General features: G+C 61.0%; 15 protein-coding genes. 3 read left to right on the forward strand and 12 right to left on the reverse strand.

Translation table 11 applies throughout. The features are described 5' to 3' along the window. Positions 1 to 239 precede the first annotated feature (239 nt). From R0382_RS14935 to R0382_RS14955, 5 genes are all read right to left on the reverse strand, one after another. The gene (locus tag R0382_RS14935) at positions 240 to 812 is read right to left on the reverse strand and encodes an SDR family NAD(P)-dependent oxidoreductase (RefSeq protein ID WP_432724176.1); all 573 of its coding nucleotides are present in this window, start codon (positions 810 to 812) and stop codon (positions 240 to 242) included. A gap of 82 nt (positions 813 to 894) precedes the next feature. Further along, positions 895 to 1,263, reverse strand: coding sequence for a cupin domain-containing protein (locus R0382_RS14940; RefSeq protein ID WP_432720596.1), 369 nt, complete (start codon positions 1,261 to 1,263; stop codon positions 895 to 897). Positions 1,264 to 1,271: 8 nt separating this feature from the next. Beyond that, positions 1,272 to 2,330, reverse strand: coding sequence for a DUF4331 family protein (locus R0382_RS14945; protein ID WP_432720597.1), 1,059 nt, complete (start codon positions 2,328 to 2,330; stop codon positions 1,272 to 1,274). Between the two features lie 383 nt (positions 2,331 to 2,713). Beyond that, positions 2,714 to 3,700, reverse strand: a complete 987-nt coding sequence (gene msrB, locus R0382_RS14950; RefSeq protein WP_432720598.1) for a peptide-methionine (R)-S-oxide reductase MsrB — start codon at positions 3,698 to 3,700, stop codon at positions 2,714 to 2,716. A gap of 44 nt (positions 3,701 to 3,744) precedes the next feature. Beyond that, entirely contained in the window at positions 3,745 to 5,247 is a 1,503-nt protein-coding gene (locus R0382_RS14955) for a protein adenylyltransferase SelO (RefSeq protein ID WP_432724178.1), read from the reverse strand. 137 nt (positions 5,248 to 5,384) lie between these two features. Here R0382_RS14955 and R0382_RS14960 point away from each other — a divergent pair, with 137 nt between their 5' ends. Next, positions 5,385 to 5,951, forward strand: coding sequence for a hypothetical protein (locus R0382_RS14960; RefSeq protein WP_432720599.1), 567 nt, complete (start codon positions 5,385 to 5,387; stop codon positions 5,949 to 5,951). Between the two features lie 24 nt (positions 5,952 to 5,975). On the opposite strand, the gene R0382_RS14965 is transcribed toward R0382_RS14960, so the two are convergent. The 6 genes from R0382_RS14965 to R0382_RS14990 form a co-directional block, all read right to left on the reverse strand. Beyond that, positions 5,976 to 6,251 carry a hypothetical protein gene (locus R0382_RS14965; RefSeq protein ID WP_432720600.1) on the reverse strand — a complete coding sequence of 92 codons (276 nt, stop codon included), beginning with the start codon at positions 6,249 to 6,251 and terminating at the stop codon, positions 5,976 to 5,978. 190 nt (positions 6,252 to 6,441) lie between these two features. Continuing rightward, positions 6,442 to 7,824, reverse strand: a complete 1,383-nt coding sequence (gene cysS / locus R0382_RS14970) for a cysteine--tRNA ligase (RefSeq protein ID WP_432720601.1) — start codon at positions 7,822 to 7,824, stop codon at positions 6,442 to 6,444. Positions 7,825 to 7,949: 125 nt separating this feature from the next. Then, positions 7,950 to 9,716, reverse strand: a complete 1,767-nt coding sequence (locus R0382_RS14975; protein ID WP_432720602.1) for a glycoside hydrolase family 18 protein — start codon at positions 9,714 to 9,716, stop codon at positions 7,950 to 7,952. Between the two features lie 120 nt (positions 9,717 to 9,836). Then, positions 9,837 to 10,373, reverse strand: coding sequence for a tRNA adenosine(34) deaminase TadA (tadA, locus tag R0382_RS14980; protein WP_432720603.1), 537 nt, complete (start codon positions 10,371 to 10,373; stop codon positions 9,837 to 9,839). After that, the gene (gene recN, locus R0382_RS14985; protein ID WP_432720604.1) at positions 10,370 to 12,037 is read right to left on the reverse strand and encodes a DNA repair protein RecN; all 1,668 of its coding nucleotides are present in this window, start codon (positions 12,035 to 12,037) and stop codon (positions 10,370 to 10,372) included. The genes tadA and recN overlap by 4 nt, the downstream gene beginning before the upstream one ends. Before the next feature lie 31 nt (positions 12,038 to 12,068). Beyond that, positions 12,069 to 12,944, reverse strand: coding sequence for an NAD kinase (locus tag R0382_RS14990; RefSeq protein ID WP_432720605.1), 876 nt, complete (start codon positions 12,942 to 12,944; stop codon positions 12,069 to 12,071). A 109-nt stretch (positions 12,945 to 13,053) separates the two neighbouring features. Between R0382_RS14990 and hrcA the strand changes: the two genes are divergently transcribed. After that, on the forward strand, positions 13,054 to 14,070 hold the full coding sequence (gene hrcA, locus R0382_RS14995; RefSeq protein WP_432720606.1) for a heat-inducible transcriptional repressor HrcA: 1,017 nt from the start codon (positions 13,054 to 13,056) through the stop codon (positions 14,068 to 14,070). A 42-nt stretch (positions 14,071 to 14,112) separates the two neighbouring features. Further along, positions 14,113 to 15,171 carry a lytic murein transglycosylase B gene (gene mltB, locus R0382_RS15000; RefSeq protein WP_432720607.1) on the forward strand — a complete coding sequence of 353 codons (1,059 nt, stop codon included), beginning with the start codon at positions 14,113 to 14,115 and terminating at the stop codon, positions 15,169 to 15,171. Between the two features lie 110 nt (positions 15,172 to 15,281). On the opposite strand, the gene R0382_RS15005 is transcribed toward mltB, so the two are convergent. After that, positions 15,282 to 16,901: a methyl-accepting chemotaxis protein gene (locus tag R0382_RS15005; protein WP_432720608.1), complete on the reverse strand. Its 1,620-nt coding sequence runs from the start codon at positions 16,899 to 16,901 to the stop codon at positions 15,282 to 15,284. Between the last annotated feature and the right edge of the window lie 153 nt (positions 16,902 to 17,054).

A 17,054-nucleotide genomic window follows, 5' to 3' on the forward strand; every position in this document is an offset into this window, starting at 1 on the left:
GTTTTGAAAATAATGCCTTGAACGGATGGCAGGGCCGATTCAGCTTGACTCAGCTGGGGCTGCATAAAACCTTGCACCAAAGAATCGGACAGCCATCAGTACCAATGATTCAATGTCATATTAATTCTTGGTCGCCAAGATAAAACTGATCCAGATCAAACCGCAACAACAAACACATCTTTAATGTCGCATAATGTATATTATGTAAAGTTAACTAGGTGACGCACGCGCCTAACACCTCACCACACCAGCTCCCCGCCATCGACGAGCAGCATTGACCCCGTCATGAACGCAGACAGATCACTGGCCGCGAAGAAAACCGACCGCGCCACTTCATCCGGCTCACCCGGCCGGCCCAGCGGAATGCGATCGATGAATGCCTCAAGCGCCTTGCGGCTTTCCTCGCTGCCCGCCAGTCCCGTTTCGACGCCCGGTGTGCGGATCAAGGTGGGTGCGACAGCCATCACCCGGATTCCGTGCGGCGCGAGGTCGCGGGCAAAGGCCTTAGTTGCTCCCGCGATGGCATGTTTGCCCGCGACGTAATGCGCCGAATTGGTCGCTGCGATCAGTGCCGAAACGGAAACGATGTTGATGATGACGCCGCCGGCCGGATTGCACACCATTTCGCGCGCGGCGTCACGCGCTGCGAGGAACATGCCGCGCTGGTTAAGGTTCATCAGGCGATCATAGTCGGCATCGGTAATGTCGAGCGTTGAAATCTCGGGAAAAATGCCTGCATTGTTGATCCAGATATCCAGTTTGCCAAATTGCGCCACGCAAGACGCAATGGCTGCTCTTGCTTTGCAATCCACTTCGTCACCCGCCCCGGATTTTGCGATTAGCCAGTACGAATCAATCCCGATTGCATGCCCGACAAGCTGCAAGGAGACGGGCTCACATTTCTTCAGTCAATGCATACTTGATGAGATCCTGGCGCACTGGCGTCCAGACCGAAATCATTTCGCCGGTCGGCGTCAGGCACTCCATATTGTGTTCGGTATTGGGAGCGACTTGTACGACCTGCCCGGGGTGGGCGGGGTATTGTTCGCTCCCGTTGGTAGCCATGAATTCACCGTTCAACACGACATTCACTTCTTCATTGCTATGCTGATGCGTGCCATCAAAGCCTTTGCCTGCAAACCAGAACCTTGCCGACATCATTTGCTCGGTAAATTCGATGACCTGCATGGTCACGCTATCGTTAAGCTGTATTTTCCTATAAGCCATCATCGCGCCCCCGTTCATGCCGATGGGATCAATCACCTGCCCCACTACTTCGGGCTGACCACATAGGGAAATGTGTCCGGGTGGTGATCAAAGGTGTTTGCATAATCCGTTACCGGCCTACCCAAAAACCGGCTGAGTTGCACGTCCATCGCATCGTCAGTGGGTTTGCGGCCGTTGATCTTTTCGATTTTGAACGACGCTGGTGTACCCACCCGATAGGGGATCACGTCAGGCAACAGCTCCTCGGCTAGGCGATCCGCATACGCCACCTTATCCTTCACGGTGCTTTCCTTATCCAGACTAAGCGCTCGCAGCGTGTAGTCGGAAACGACATAGCGCTGTTTGATATCCATATCCGGTCGATGTCCGACGTGTTCGGAGATTTCCATCTTGTTGTTGAACATGAACAGATGAGTCATCAACGGATTGGCCATTCGGTTGACCTGTTCCCATTTGTCCACGTTGTAGAGTGCTGTCGTTGCGTACACATAAATTTCCGGCGGAAGCATTTTGTTCGGAACCTCCATCACGATCACGCTGCTATAGAGGGTTTGAAATAGATTCACGCCGTCTTTGAAACTGGTCAGATCTACTTTTCCGGCCGATAGTTCGTTCCTGAATTTGTTGATCCCCGCCGAATTACCGACAAACTGATCACGGGCACTCCCCGTCCAGACACGAACGCCATTGGAAAAAGATTTTGTTGTTCCAATTGACGCCTCACCAAATGCACTGCCTATCGTGCCGACAGCCAGGTTGGCCCCCTCTTTTGTCAGGCCAAAAATGGCACGATCTTCTTTGAACTGCACCGTAAACGTCATACCTAGCCCCGACAGGGCTTTATCATTGCCAATGTGGAAGCTGTATATGCCGTTTTCACCAAATTGGGGCTTGCCATCACTACCGGTTCTTGGGTTTACGTCCATACTGAAGACCGTATAACCTTTTTTCTCCGACTCAAATACATAGACATCCGTCAAGTCAAACTGAGGATGGTCTATTGCAATCTTGCTCTCAAAATGGTGACTGGCTTTTGTTGCCAATGGCACTGACACCATTATCGACGCCGTAACCATGGTCAGGGTAATTGTGCGAATATTCATTCCCCCACCCTTTCTTGAAAATAAATAGGCTTCAAATAATTCGCAACCAATGGTTCGCGACTCCGAAGCTATGACCATAGATCAGTTTTTATTTTTTCCTTTTTGAACCTGATAGAAGGATACGCCTCACCTGGTAAATCAAGCCCTTGTTTGAAACGAGGAATCAAGGGCACCAAGAACTGGGGAGTGACAGGAAAGGGGCTAGGAGAGTCTGCGGCCGGGCTCAATGCGCAGACGCTCCGGCCACGACGGGCAAACGCCAAACACTTTGCAAATGAAAGGCCGGGGAGGTCTCCGCCGCCGCAACAAAGCGCAACGACGGAGGCCGCCCCGGCCCCTGGTCCTACTCAGATGCGTATACATCCCCCATTCGCGACGGTAGTTCAGGCCTCTGGCAGCTTTTTGAGGGCCACGGCGTTCATGCAATAGCGCAGGCCGCTGGGTTCCGGGCCATCGGGAAAAACATGGCCAAGATGGGCATCGCAGACGTTGCACGTGGTTTCGATCCTGACCATGCCGTGACCATCATCCCGGTGATAGGCCACCACGCCGGGTGCGATGGCCTGAGTGAAACTGGGCCAGCCGCTGCTGCTCTTGAATTTGCTGGCCGCGTCGAACAGTTCGGTTTCGCAGCACACGCAAGCGTAGCGACCCGGCTCGAACAGACTGCACAAATCGGAGCTGTGGGCGCGCTCGGTGCCGGCCTGACGGGTGATGCGGTACTGCTCGGGTGTGAGGACCGCGCGCCACTGCTCGTCGGTGCGTTCCACACGGCGGGGTGGTGGCGGATTGCCATCGCGTGCCAGCTGCAATACCTCGCGCCAGGTCAGTATTCCTGGCGGCACGGCCGCTGGTGGTGGCTGCGTTTCGGCCCGGCGGAAGAAAGCGATGGTTTTGTCCGCGTCGATGTGGAAGTGGTTGTAGACCACGTTGCCGTCGGGGTCGATCACGATGAACCAGGGCGTGCCGCCATTTCGGAAGCGCTCCATCAGCACCGAGCCGGCCCCATGCCGCCCTTCGCCCGCATCATGGCCAAAAGGGATCAACAGCGCGTACCGCTGTTGGGCGGCCAGCATGCGCTCATAGTTGTTGGCTTCAAAGTCTTCAAACGCCGTTTGAACGGCCGCAAAGCTGACGATGCGCGAGCCGCGCAGACCTTCCACCAATTTAATCAGGCTGGGAAAACCGTGGCTATGGCAACCCGGGCAGGCATCTTGAAAACAAAACAGCAGTTTGTAGGCACCGGGCATTTCCGCCAGCCCATAGGAAGCCAGTGGCTGGCCGGCTGCATCCACCCATTGGCGCACACCCAGCTCAGGCGCGGCCTGACCAAGGATGCCAGGCAGGCCGGGGTCTGTATCGATTTGCATGAAGTGCTCCTTGCGTTGGTGAGAACGAGGGAAACGCCAATACATCAGGTACCACAAAACGTTTGATAGACCCGGGTTTGCTCCGGCAATGCCGGCTGCGCGTACTCCTTGTGCTCGGGCCGCGCGTCAAAAGGATTACGCAGCACGGTCAGCAGCTGCTCAAAAGGGCCGAGATCGCTATCGTGCACGGCGGCTTGCAGGGCAGCCTCCACCAAATGGTTGCGGGGGATATAGGCTGGACTGGCGCGACGCATTGCAAGCAGAACACCCTCCTCGCCCGCGCCCTGATTGCGGCGGGTGTGCCAGCGCTGTAGCCATGCTGCGGCCTCGGCGTGCACGGCCTGCGTCAGGCTCTCAAAAGCCTCGGCGCGCCCTTGTGCCGCATCAACGAGGCTGCGGCAACCGAGGGTGAAATCGACCTGACCACGCTGCAACAATGCCAGCCAGTCATCGCGCAGGACGGCATCCCCCTGTTGCTCGCCCACCAAGCCGAGCTTGGCACGCCAGAGCGCCAGATCGTGCAGCGTGTAGCGATCGCCAAACCCCTTCAGCACATCGAAAGCCAGCGTAGCGGCGCGCTCGGCATCGGCATCGATCAGCGGCAGGAGCGCCTCGGCAAGACGCGCCAGATTCCATTGCGCGATACCGGGCTGACGACCGTAGGCGTAGCGGCCGTCACGGTCGATCGAGCTGAACACCGTGGCCGGGTCATAGGCTTCCAGAAAAGCACAGGGACCATAATCGATGGTTTCGCCGGAAATCGTCATATTGTCGGTATTCATCACACCATGAATGAAACCCACCGACATCCATTGCGCGATCAGCCGCGCCTGCCGTTCGCACACCGCGCCCAGCAAGGCCAGCGCAGGCCGCTCGTGCGTGGCCAGCGCCGGGTCGTGGCGCGCAATGGCGTAATCGGTCAGCCGTTGCAGTCTGTCCAGATCCTGCCGCGCTGCAAAGTACTGGAAGGTGCCCACGCGCAGGTGGCTAGCCGCCACGCGCGTGAGCACCGCGCCGGGCAAGGGCGTCTCGCGGAACACCTGCTCTCCGGTACTCACGGCAGCCAAAGCCCGCGTAGTGGGAATGCCCAGTGCGTGCATGGCCTCGCCCATCAGCACTTCGCGCAGCACCGGCCCCAGCGTGGCCTTGCCATCGCCGCCACGGGAAAAAGGCGTGCGCCCGGAGCCCTTGAAGGCAATGTCACGCCGCTGCCCGTGGCGATCGACGACCTCGCCAAGTAGCAAGGCCCGGCCATCACCCAGTCGCGGCGAGAAGCCGCCGAACTGGTGGCCTGCGTAGGCCTGCGCCAGCGGGCTGGCGCCCGTCGGAACGCGGTTGCCGGCCAGTACGGCAACGCCGCCGGGCGCGGCCAGGTCATCGGCGCTCAGGCCCAGCTCCGTCGCCAGCGGCCGGTTGAGGAACTTCAGCGCGGGCTGCGGCACCTCGGCCGGCTGCCAGTCCACGTAAAGCCCCTGCAGCTCGCGCGCGTAACTATTGTCAAAATCAAAGGTGGCAGCTTGGCCTCGGCATTGGCGTGGGACATGAATGGCTTCCGTGCGTCAGTGAGCGGGAACGGTCAATCGCGCCGACCGGGCATCCCGAAGCCGGCTCAGGGCTACGACATGCTTGACCCCGGATCTCATGAAAGTTGGCTCCGCACTGGGCTGTGTGGAACAAAAGAAACATGGGGGCATATCGCCTTTTTCAAAGCCCCGAGGCCTTGGCCACCGTGGTCCGGAGAAGGCTGGCGTGCGACAGAGTTCCGGTGCCGATCGGCTTCGACACCATTGCGGCTAAATTCACACGCCCCGGCAGGAATCCGTTCACTGCCAATCACCCGTCACGTTATGCTTCGCCCATGAGAAACCGAAACATCCTCAAAGCCATATTGGCGCTGTGCGCCGCCCCCATGACCACGCTTGCATTCGCGGCGTCAGTGCCTGCGTCTGACGGGCCGGTGACGCAGGCGTTTGTGACGTGCTTGCGGGCCATCCCCGAGAGCATCGATCCGGCAAGCAGCGAATTCGGCCGTCGAGCCATTCCTTGCTACCGTGCCGCCAAGCGTGATGCCATCGCTTTCGGGCGCCAGCACGGACTGAGCGAAAAGCGCTTGGCCGAACTCTGGCAAAAAGCCTCTGCCGACAACGGCACGATGGATGATGCCTGGACGCTGGGGGACGATACCGTCGAGCCGGCGCAGTTTTTTGTTTCGTACGTCGAACTATCGGTGCTGGAGCAAAAGCCGGACTGATCGTCCGTACGGTTTGACGCCCATTCAACGTCGGGGCGTAGGCGCGCTCTGCGGGACAAGTTCGAATGCGGGGCGCTTCGCCTCTTCCTGCCGGTGGCGCTCTGCCGCCACCAACTGATCAATCAGTTTGCCGACCGTCGTACCCTGCTCCCGCGCTGCCGCCACGAGGTAGCGCCGTGTCGATTCGTCGACCACGGCGTTCAGCTGGGCGGGGATCTGCGTATTGGCGACGTCCTTGCTCTGCAGCGCGCGCTGCAGCTGATTGAACCGGCTGCGGCGCTTGCGCTCGGCCGGGGTCATGGCCTTGGCACCAATCGAGGGGCGGCCTCTCTTTTTGGTGACGGGAAGTCCCGGCAATTCGGCGGTTTGGCGGTCGTCTGGGTGGCGCATGGCTGAATGAGTCGCTAGTCACAAAATACCCGTCACCATTGTATGCGGGTAATGAGGGGAAAGAAAACGGCCTCGATGAGGCCGTTTTCCGGAGGGCACGTTACTGGCGGCGCCAGCTGGTTCCCTGCGGCCCATCCTCGATCACGATACCGGCGGCGGCCAGCTCGTCGCGCAGGCGATCGGATTCGGCCCAGTTCTTCGCGACTCTCGCAGCCTTGCGTGCCGCAATCGCAGCCTCGACCTTGTCGGCGGTCCACTCGCCGGCATCGCCCCCCTGCCCCTGCAGGAAGGCTTGTGGATCACGCTCAAGCAGGCCCAGCACGGCGGCCAATGCTTTCAACTCGCCCGACAATTGCGCCGATTGCTGCCGGTTGGCCTCGTGCGCCAGCTCGAACAAGACCGCCATTGCCTCGACGGTATTGAAATCGTCATCCATCGCGGCTTTGAAGCGCGCCGCGTACGGGCTCTGCCAGTCGATGGCGACCTCGGCCGGCGGCACGCCCTTGAGCGCGGTGTACAACCGGGTCAGCGCATTCTTGGCGTCGTTCAGGTGTACGTCCGAGTAGTTGAGCGGGCTGCGGTAGTGAGCGCGCAGGATGAAGAAGCGCACCACTTCGGCGTCGAACTTCTGCAGCACTTCGCGAATCGTGAAGAAGTTGCCCAGACTTTTGGACATTTTCTCGTTGTCGACGCGGATGAACCCGTTGTGCATCCAGTAGTTCACGTAAGCGTGACCGCTGGCGCCTTCGGACTGGGCGATTTCGTTCTCGTGGTGCGGGAACTGCAGATCCGCGCCGCCACCGTGGATATCGAAATGACTGCCGAGATGGTGGCAGCTCATTGCCGAGCATTCGATATGCCAGCCCGGACGGCCTTCGCCCCACGGCGACGCCCATTTGGCGTCGGCCGGCTCGTCGATCTTCGCGGCTTTCCACAACACGAAATCGAGCGGATCCTGCTTGTTGACGTCGACATCGACGCGCTCGCCGGCGCGCAGGTCTTCCAGGCTTTTGCCCGAGAGCTTGCCGTAGCCGTCGAACTTGCGCACTGCGTAGTACACGTCGCCATTCGGCGCCGGGTAAGCGAGGCCGTTCTCGATCAACTTGCCGATCAACGCGTGCATCTGGCCAACGAACTCGGTCGCGCGCGGTTCGTGATCGGGCTTTTGCACGCCCAATGCGGCGGCGTCTTCGTCCATTGCTGCGATGAAGCGCGCGGTCAGCGCATTGATCGATTCGCCATTTTCCAGCGCGCGCTTGATGATCTTGTCGTCGATGTCGGTAATGTTGCGTACGTAGTTGACGTCATACCCCGACGCACGCAGCCAGCGCGCCACCATGTCGAACACCACCATCACCCGCGCATGACCGAGGTGACAGTAGTCGTACACCGTCATGCCGCAGACATACATGTCGACCTTGCCGGCATGGATGGGGGTGAAGACTTGCTTCTCGCGTGCGAGGGTGTTGTAGAGGCTGAGCATGGTAAGTGCGTGAGGTGGAACGAACCGCCGATTCTAACAGAGTGCGCCCGCCTGTTCGAAGACGCTCGGCATCGTGCACACGTGAAAAAGGCGCCCGAAGGCGCCCTTGATGTCGGCGAGAAGGTTTACTTCTTCAGCGCATCTGCCAGCGTCTTGCTGAGTTCACCGTCGGCGGTATCGTTCGACAGCTCCCAGAACATCACGCCGCCGAGTTTGTTTTTCTTCACGAACTCGACTTTTTCCTGCAATACCTGCGGATCGTCGTAGTTCCAGACTTCGTTGCCGTTCAACTTCCAGACGGCGCGGGTCTTGTCGTCGCGGAACACCTGGCCCGGCGCGGTCTTGATCTGCGCATACGGCTTGCTACCCTGCTCGACCGGCCCCTTGGCCGGACCACTGGCCGGCTGATACATGCCGTTGTTGTCGGTACTCTTGACCATCCAGCCGTAGCCGTAGAACGGCACGCCCACCACCAGTTTCTGTGACGGCACCTTGTCGAGATAATCCTTCACGGTGTAGTCAATCGCGAACTGGTCCTTCTTGCCGCCGTACAGATTGGCGTGCGGCTGACTCTGGTTGCCCCAGCCGTTGCTGAAGTCGTAGGTCATGATGTTGATGAAGTCGAGCGACGGATGGATTTTGTCCAGCTCCATCATTGCCGATTTGTCACTGGCTGCCGGCGTCGCGATCGTCAGCAACAGCCCCGGCTTGACTGCATCGAGTTGCTTGCGGAATTCGGCAAGCAAGGCGGTGTAGTTCTTGGTGTCTTCCTTGCGGACGATATTGCCCTTCTCGCCTTCGGCCGCCGGGTATTCCCAGTCGACGTCGATACCATCGAAGACACCGGCAGCAAGGCCGTTGACCAGCTTGCCCTGCTTGTCCGGCACATTGCCCTTGATGTAGGCGTCGACGCAGGATTTGACGAAGGCCTCGCGGTTTTGCGGCAGCGCGGCGTCGGAGAAGTACTTCGACCAGCTCCAGCCGCCCAGGCTGATGACGACCTTGAGGTTCGGGTTGGCTTTCTTCAGCTGTTTGAGCTGATTCCAATGACCGAACAGCCCCTTGTCACCCTGATCGACCTTGCCGTCGAGCGTATGCTCTTTTGGCACCGAATCCCAGTAGTCATCGGCTGCGGCACCAACGCCCTTGGCCTCGACCCCGACGACGCAACGGTTGTCCTTGACGTTGCCGAAGGCGTAATTGATGACGGTCAGGCGTTTTGCCGCGCCGGACGTATCGACATCCTTCACCCAATAGTTGCTGTTGTGCTTCGCCCACGCGGGAAAGTAACCGACCAGTTGCGGCGACTTCGGTGCCGGCACGCCGGTGACGGCAACAGCCGCGACTGCCTTGGTGCCGGCCGACGCTGCGGCGTCGCCCTTCTGCACCAGTTTGATGTTGTCGAAGTAAATGTCCTTGCCGGCACCCGCCGAGCTGGTCCATTGCTCAAGCGCCAGATGGAAGTCGAAGCGGCCCTTGAAGTCGAGGTCGTAGTGCTCCCACTTGCCGGTGTCCTTGATCCGGTCCGGGAAGCCCGAATTGGCCGTACCGGCCAGCCACTGGTCGCGCCCCGGGAATTCGGCGGTCACGCCGATCACGCCGCCGCAGTTGCCGCCGCAGGTGCCGAGGTAGTCGAACGACAACACGTACTTGCCTTCGGGAAACTGCTGCTTGGTGAAAATATCGCCGCCGTAAACCGGCTTGTCGAAGCGCGCGACTTTGTTGCCGGGCTTGAGCGGATCATCGATCAGCGTCACGTTCATCGGCACCGAGCCGTCGCCGCGCTGGCCGACCCATTTGGCCAGATCACCCTCGAAGTTATCCTCGAACACCACGCTGTCTGCGTGTGCAAACGCCGCTGCGAGCAAGAGCGGCAAGACCAGACGTTTCATTCAACAACCCCCCATTTATTAGAATACTGCGCGACGGTGAAGCCGCCGCGGATGGCGAGGTCAGTGTAGCGTCGGCCTTGCCGACTACCGACGATGCTGCATTGCGCTGACGCGCAAATGTCACACGTCGTGCGGCGTTCCGGCTGCGGCGCCGCGCCGCGCCTTGTCGGCCGCGCGGCGTTCGCGGAAAAACGCCCGCAACTGCTCGGCGGCTTCATCGGCAAGCAGCCCGCCAACCACGTCGGTCTGGTGGTTGAGGCGTCGATCGGGGAAGGGATTGATCACGCTGCCAGCTGCACCGGTCTTCGGGTCGGTGGTGGCATAGATGATGCGTGCCAGCCGTGCGTGCAGCATTGCGCCGGCGCACATCAGGCAGGGTTCCAGCGTCACGTACAGCGTTGCACCGGGCAGCCGGTAGTTGCCCAGCCGCTGCGCAGCATCACGCAGCGCCAGCATTTCGGCGTGGGCGCTCGGGTCGTGCAAGGTGATCGGCTGGTTGCAACCGCGGCCGACGATTTCACCATCGAGCACCACGACAGCGCCGACCGGCACCTCGCCCAATGCGTATGCACGCCCCGCTTCGATCAGCGCTTCGCGCATGAAGCCGGCATCGGCGTCGGTCCAGGCCGGCGCCGACGAAAGAACAGCGTCGCTCATGCGGATTGAACCAGGCCGAGCAGCTCGGCCGCGTGGCGCCGCGTGGTTTCGGTGATTTCGACGCCGCCAAGCATCCGGGCGATTTCCTCGATGCGCTCGTCGCTGGATAGCGGCCGCACCGCACTGACGATGCCGGCCGGGGTATTGGCCTTGCTGACCTGCAGGTGCTGATGGCCACAAGCAGCCACCTGCGGCAGATGGGTAATGCACAGCACCTGCCGATTCGCGCCCAGATCGGCCAGCAACCGGCCGACGATTTCGGCCACGCGGCCACCGATACCGACGTCGACCTCGTCGAAAACAAAGGTCGAAATGCCACCCTGCGTCGCCGCAATCACCTGCAAGGCCAGACTGATCCGCGACAACTCACCGCCCGACACGATCTTGGCCATCGCCCGTGCCGGCGTGTCACCGTGGCCGACCAGGAATTCGATGCCTTCGGCGCCGTGGGCCGAGAGTTTGTCGAGCGGCGTCAAAGCGATCTCGAAACGGCTGTCGGCCAGCGCCAGCGGACGCATCTCGCGCGTCACCGCCTCGGCCAGTTTCGGTGCCGCGGCCCGACGCTGGCTGCTCAGCGATTTGGCCAGCGCCTGCGCGGCCTTTTCTGCTGCAGCGACATCGGCTTCAAATCGCGCCAAGCCATCGCGACCGCCGAGCGTATCCAGCCGTGCTTGCCATTCCGCCAGCAAGCCGCCCAGTTGTTCGGGCTCGCTGCGATACTTGCGCGCGGTGCGCCAGATCGCATCCATCCGTGCTTCGACATCGGCAAGGCGCTGCGGATCGAGCTCAAGCCCATCGGCATAGCGGCGCAAGGTGTTCACCGCTTCGGTCAGTTGTGCGTCGGTCGATGCCAGCAGTTCCCTCGCCTCGGCCAGACCATCGTCGTAGCCCGCCAGTTCGTCGACACGGTGCTGCGCACCGCCGAGCCAGCCTTGGCAATTGTCATCGCCGTCGGCCAGCGCCAGCAAGGCGGCTTGCACGCCGTCGATCAGGCTGGCCGCGTGGTGCAGCCGCTTGTGCTCGGCCTGCAGCCCCGACCACTCGTCATCAATCATCGCCAGCGCGGCGACCTCGTCGATCTGCCATTGCAAGCGCTCACGCTCGGCTTCGAACGTCGCGGCATTGCGATGCGCCGCATCCAGTTCGTCGGCCAGCTTGCGCCAGCCGCGCCATGCATCGGCCAGCTCGGCCGCCACCGCCTCGGCGCCGGCATAGCTATCGAGCACCTGGCGTTGCACTTCGGCACGCAACAGCCGCTGATGCGCGTGCTGGCCGTGGATGTCGACCAGCAGCTCGCCGACGGCTTTGAGCTGTGCCAGCGTGGCGGGGCTGCCGTTGATGAAAGCGCGGTTTTTGCCGTGGACGTCGATGGTCCGGCGCAGCACCAGCCGCTCCGGGTCGGCGTCCACCAGGTCCGATTCGATCAGCCACGCACTGGCTGCCGGCACATCGCTCAGTTCGAACTCGGCGGCCAGCTCCGCCCGTTCGCAGCCGTGACGAATGATGCCGCTTTCGGCCCTGTCCCCGAGCAGCAGGCCGAGCGCGTCGAGCACGATCGATTTGCCTGCGCCGGTTTCGCCGGTCAGTACCGTGAGGCCGGCCGTGAAATCGAGCGCGAGTTCGTCGACGATGACGAAGTTCTTGAGCCTGAGCGAGAGCAGCATGCGTTGTGGATATCCCGAGTCGTTTTGACGGTTATTGCAGCTTGTGGCCCCAGTGCAGCTTGGCCCGGAGCATGTCGTAATAGTTGTATCCCACCGGATGCAGGATACGCAGTGTGTTGCGGTAGCGACGGATGCGGACGCGGTCATGCTCGCGCAGCTCGAAATCCGACTGATTGTCGAAGTACACCCGCGCATCGTTGGCGCGGGTCAGCAGGAACTCGACCTCGGCATCGTCGCTGACGACGATCGGCCGGTTCGACAGCGATTGCGGGCAGATCGGCACCAGCGTCACCGCCGGCAGGCTCGGGTGCAGGATCGGCCCGCCCGACGCCAGCGCGTACGCGGTCGAGCCGGTCGGGGTACTGACGATCAGGCCGTCCGAGCGCTGGCTGTAGACGAACTGGCGGTCGATGATGATTTCGAATTCGATCATCGAACCGGTCGAGCCCCGACTGAACACGACGTCGTTGAACGCCAGTGACGGGCCGAACTCCTCATCGCCACGGCAGATCGTCGTTTCCAGCAGGATGCGTTCCTCGGGAACAAAGGCGCCGGCCAGCATATCGCCGATGACCTTTTCCATTTCACCGAGCGGCACATCGGTCATGAAGCCCAGTCGCCCCTGATTCACGCCGATCAGCGGAATCCGGTACGGCGCCACCAGCCGCGCGACGCCCAGCATGGTGCCGTCTCCCCCCATCACGATCACGAGATCGGCGAGCCGGCCGATCATGTCTCGCGCCACCTTCGGGTGGTCGGCGATGCCGTGCTCGACGGCAGCTTCCTCTTCGATCAGCACGCTGGCGCCGCGGGCGGCAAGCATTGCGGCCAGGCGTGCCATCGGCTCGGCGATGGTTGGGGTATTGCGGCGGCCAACCAGCGCCACGGTCTTGAACAAAATTGTCATGGCTTTTCCATATGGGCAGCCGGATACAGGACGCCGGCCACCACGCATGCCCGGAATTAAACCATAGCCACCCCGGGCACGCACACGGCAACGGCGTTAGAATCTGAGCATGCTCAGCGAACGCGCCCAACACCTGCTTACCACGCTTGTCGAACGGTATATTGCCGATGGCCAACCGGTCGGGTCGAAGACCCTGTCGCAGGCCAGTGGTCTCGTCGTCAGTCCGGCGACGATCCGCAACGTCATGGCCGAGCTCGAAGACCTCGGTTTCATCGCCAGCCCGCACACCTCGGCCGGGCGGATTCCGACCGCGCGCGGTTACCGGTTCTTTGTCGATTCGCTGATGATCATGCAATCGCTCGACCGGCTCGAACACAATGCCACGCCGGGCGTCGGCGGCCTGCCCAAGGGCAATCCGCAACGCTCGATCGCCGCGGCCTCGCAACTGGTCTCGCAGCTGACCCACTTTGCAGGCGTGGTCATGCTACCCAAGCGGCAGGAAGCCATCCTGACGCACATCGAATTCCTGCAGCTGGGCGAGAACCGCGTCCTGCTGATCCTGGTGACGGCCGATGGCGACGTGCAAAACCGCATCCTGACCACGCAAGCAGCGTATTCGCCGGCACAGTTGACCGAGGCCGCCAACTTCCTCAACGCCCATTGCGCCGGCAAGACCTTCGGCCATCTGCGCGGCGTCGTCGAAGCCGAAGTGCACGCGCTGAAAGGTGAGCTGGTCACCCTGCTCAACGCGGCGGCGCAAGATGCGATGGCTGCACCCGGCAACGATACCGTGCTGATTTCGGGCGAACGCAACCTGCTCGACAGTGATGATCTGGCGTCAAACATGGGCCGGCTACGTCAGCTGTTCGAACTGTTCGACCGCAAGACCGCGTTATTGCAACTACTCGACGTCGGCAATCGCGCCGATGGCGTGCAGATCTACATCGGCGGCGAATCCGGACTCGAACCACTGGGCGACTGCTCGGTCATTACTGCACCGTACCGCGCCAATGGCGAAATCGTCGGCACGCTCGGCGTGATCGGCCCGACCCGGATGGCCTACGAACGCGTCATTCCGATCGTCAACGTCACCGCCAAACTGTTGTCGAGTGCGCTGTCACAATAATTCCGCTACACACCTAGCCCGGCGCTGCCGGTTGAGGACCTCATGCGCATTACCCTGCTCAGCACCCTGCTCTCCTTTGCCCTGGCCGCGCCGGCGTTCGCCGACGACGCACTGATCGCCCGACCCGACGTCCGGCAGTATCTCGACGAAGTCGCCGCCAGCGAAAACCTGTCGCGCGACAAGCTCGATACCTTGTTCGCTGCGGTCCAGCTCAAGCCGAACATCATCGACATCCTCGATCGCCCGTCGACCAGCCGCCCGTGGTACCAGTTTCGCGGCAACTTCGTGAACCCGACGCGCATCAAGGCCGGCGCCAAGTTCTGGCGAGCGAATGCCGCTACGCTCGCGGCGGTCTCGACGCGTTACGGCGTGTCGCCCGAAGTCATCGTTGCGATCCTCGGCGCCGAAACCAATTACGGCAGCAACACCGGCAGCTTCCGCGTGATCGACGCGCTGTCGACGGTTGCCTTCGACTACCCGCGCCGCGCCGACTTTTTCAGGAAAGAACTGACGCAGTTCCTGCTGCTGGCGCGCGAGGAAGGTGAGGACCCGCTGTCGTTCAAGGGCTCGTACGCCGGCGCCATGGGCTGGCCGCAATTCATGCCGTCGAGTTTCCGCCAGTACGCGGTCGACTGGAATGGCGACCATCATCGCGACATCTGGAACAATGCCGACGACGCCATCGCCAGCATCGGTAATTACCTGGCCGCGCACGGCTGGGAGCAAGGCGGGCCGACGATGGATGTCGTCAATGTCGACAGCGACCAGATCGAGGCCTTGCTGGCCGACAAATTCAATCTGCATTACACCGTGGCCGAGATGATGGCCAAGGGCATTGCGCCGCTGAACGAGGTCGACCCGCAGCGAAAAGCCGTGCTGTTCGCGCTCGACACCGAGCCCGACTTCACTCGCTACTACCTCGGCTACACGAATTTCTACGTCATCACCCGCTACAACAAGAGCACGCTGTACGCGAGCGCGGTGCTTGAGCTGGCCGAGGGCATCAAGTCGGCCTATCTGAGCGCGGACGATAGTGGCACGGCGCAAAAGAAAGCGGCGCCGGTCAAGAGCAGCGGCAGCTGGGGCAAGCCCAAGCATTAGCCGCCAGTTCGCCAGTCATACATATAAAACGGCCCGATAACGGGCCGTTTTTTTTCCAACCTTCTCCTGCGTACTCGAATAAACGGGGCCGGATGCAGCAGCCTCACCGGTCAGATCCGGTATTGCGCCGTCTCGCGCTGCATATTGGTTGCCACTTCACCCAATTGCCTGGCCGAGCCATTGGTCTGCTCGGCTATTGCACTGTTTTCCTCGGTCATCTGCGCAATCCGCTCAACTTGCTGGGCGATATTGGCACTCGCCAGGGACTGCTCACGCAGCGCGGCCGAGATATCGTTGACCATCTGTACCGTTTGACCCGCCTTGTCACCGATCTGGCCAATCACATCGCGTGCCATATCGGCTTGCGCCACGCCGGATTTGACCAGTTCAACGGCCTGGTTCATCCCGGCGACCGAACGCTGCGCCCGTTCGCCGACGGTTTCGATGATCTGCGAGATCTCCGACGTCGACCGTGCGGTACGTTCAGCCAGCTTGCGGACCTCGTCGGCGACGACCGCGAAACCGCGACCCTGCTCGCCGGCACGCGCCGCTTCGATCGCCGCGTTCAGCGCCAGCAGATTGGTTTGATCGGCCACGTCGCGGATCACGCCGATCACCGACGAAATCTGCTGTGTCTGCCGCTCAAGCTCTGTCAGCCGCGCTGCCGCCTCGCCCACCCCTTGGGCGATCTGGTTGATTTCGTCGACAGTGCGACCGATGACATCGCGTCCCTGCTGTGCCAACTGGCCCGATTCACGCGCCAGATTGTTCGCCTCGCCAGCCCGATCGGATACATGACTGATACTGACGGTCATCTGTTCGACCGACGACGCCATGCTGGAGGTGGCATCGCTCTGGGCATTGGCGCTTTTGGCCACGTGTCCCGATGCATCTGACAACTCGCCGGCCGAACCGGCGACATCACCGGCCGCGCGCTGCAACTGGCCCAGGCTACGGTGAACGCGGTCCATCAAGCGATTGAACGCAGTGATCGCCTCGCCAACTTCACCCTTGCCATCGGTCGTGGCACGGCGCTTGAAATCCAGATCCTGCTCGACACCGCGAATCGCATCACGCATGCCGTTGAGCGGCAGCACGATGGCGCGATAGCTGATCCAGCCAAATACGCCGGCGCCGGCAAGACCGACCAAAAGACACAGCAGGGATTGGGTAACGGCACTGCTGAATGTCTCGTGGGCCGCCTTGGCCTGCTGGTCGGACCACGCTTCGTTGTACTTGGCGTGCGCATCGAGTGCGGCCGCAACGCGCTGCGAATCGCCGTAACGCTTCATCAGCAGATCGTTTGCATCACCACGCTGTGCCAGCCGGGACAGTGCCAACGCCTCGTCCTGGATTTGCAGGTAGTTCCGAATGCTGTCGCGATCGGCCGCAAGCAGGCCGACGTCTTTCTGGTCCTGAGTGTCGAGTACGTTCTTTTCGTAGTCGTTGAGCGCCTGCTCGATTTTGTCCTTGTAGCTCGTGATCCGTTTCTCGAGCTCGGACTGCTCCTGTGTGCTCATCGCGTTGATGTGGCGGAAGGTCGTGACACGCATCCGCTGAAAGGAAACGTTCGCTTCGTTCAAATGCCGGAGGCCGGGAATCACGTTGTGATTGATTTCAACAACGTGGTTATTGATCCGGTTCAATTGATAGATGCCCAGCCCGGAAAGCAAGGCCAGTACGGCGGCGAAGGCCGCAATCAGTGTGATTAATCGTGCTTTAACTGTCATGGTGTCCACCCACAAGCATCATTCCTCTCCAAAGGCATTTAGTAGTTTTCAAGAAAGTTTTTGTAATAATTGTTGCCAACACCATTGCTACCGAATGATATTAGGGACTGATGATATACGCAAAAGAAATGCCCCTCATTGACGTAGGGGCAT

Origin of the sequence: Jeongeupia wiesaeckerbachi, assembly GCF_050916355.1 — a bacterium.
In the GTDB taxonomy this organism is placed as follows: Bacteria; Pseudomonadota; Gammaproteobacteria; order Burkholderiales; family Chitinibacteraceae; genus Jeongeupia; species Jeongeupia wiesaeckerbachi.

Coding starts and splice junctions, on each gene's coding strand:
- msrB (WP_432720598.1), bottom strand. CDS start 3,700: ATGCAAATCGATACAGACCCCGGCCTGCCTGGCATCCTTGGTCAGGCC.
- hrcA (WP_432720606.1), top strand. CDS start 13,054: ATGCTCAGCGAACGCGCCCAACACCTGCTTACCACGCTTGTCGAACGG.
- R0382_RS14960 (WP_432720599.1), top strand. CDS start 5,385: ATGGGGGCATATCGCCTTTTTCAAAGCCCCGAGGCCTTGGCCACCGTG.
- tadA (WP_432720603.1), bottom strand. CDS start 10,373: ATGAGCGACGCTGTTCTTTCGTCGGCGCCGGCCTGGACCGACGCCGAT.
- R0382_RS14975 (WP_432720602.1), bottom strand. CDS start 9,716: ATGAAACGTCTGGTCTTGCCGCTCTTGCTCGCAGCGGCGTTTGCACAC.
- R0382_RS14945 (WP_432720597.1), bottom strand. CDS start 2,330: ATGAATATTCGCACAATTACCCTGACCATGGTTACGGCGTCGATAATG.
- R0382_RS15005 (WP_432720608.1), bottom strand. CDS start 16,901: ATGACAGTTAAAGCACGATTAATCACACTGATTGCGGCCTTCGCCGCC.
- mltB (WP_432720607.1), top strand. CDS start 14,113: ATGCGCATTACCCTGCTCAGCACCCTGCTCTCCTTTGCCCTGGCCGCG.
- cysS (WP_432720601.1), bottom strand. CDS start 7,824: ATGCTCAGCCTCTACAACACCCTCGCACGCGAGAAGCAAGTCTTCACC.
- R0382_RS14965 (WP_432720600.1), bottom strand. CDS start 6,251: ATGACCCCGGCCGAGCGCAAGCGCCGCAGCCGGTTCAATCAGCTGCAG.
- R0382_RS14990 (WP_432720605.1), bottom strand. CDS start 12,944: ATGACAATTTTGTTCAAGACCGTGGCGCTGGTTGGCCGCCGCAATACC.
- recN (WP_432720604.1), bottom strand. CDS start 12,037: ATGCTGCTCTCGCTCAGGCTCAAGAACTTCGTCATCGTCGACGAACTC.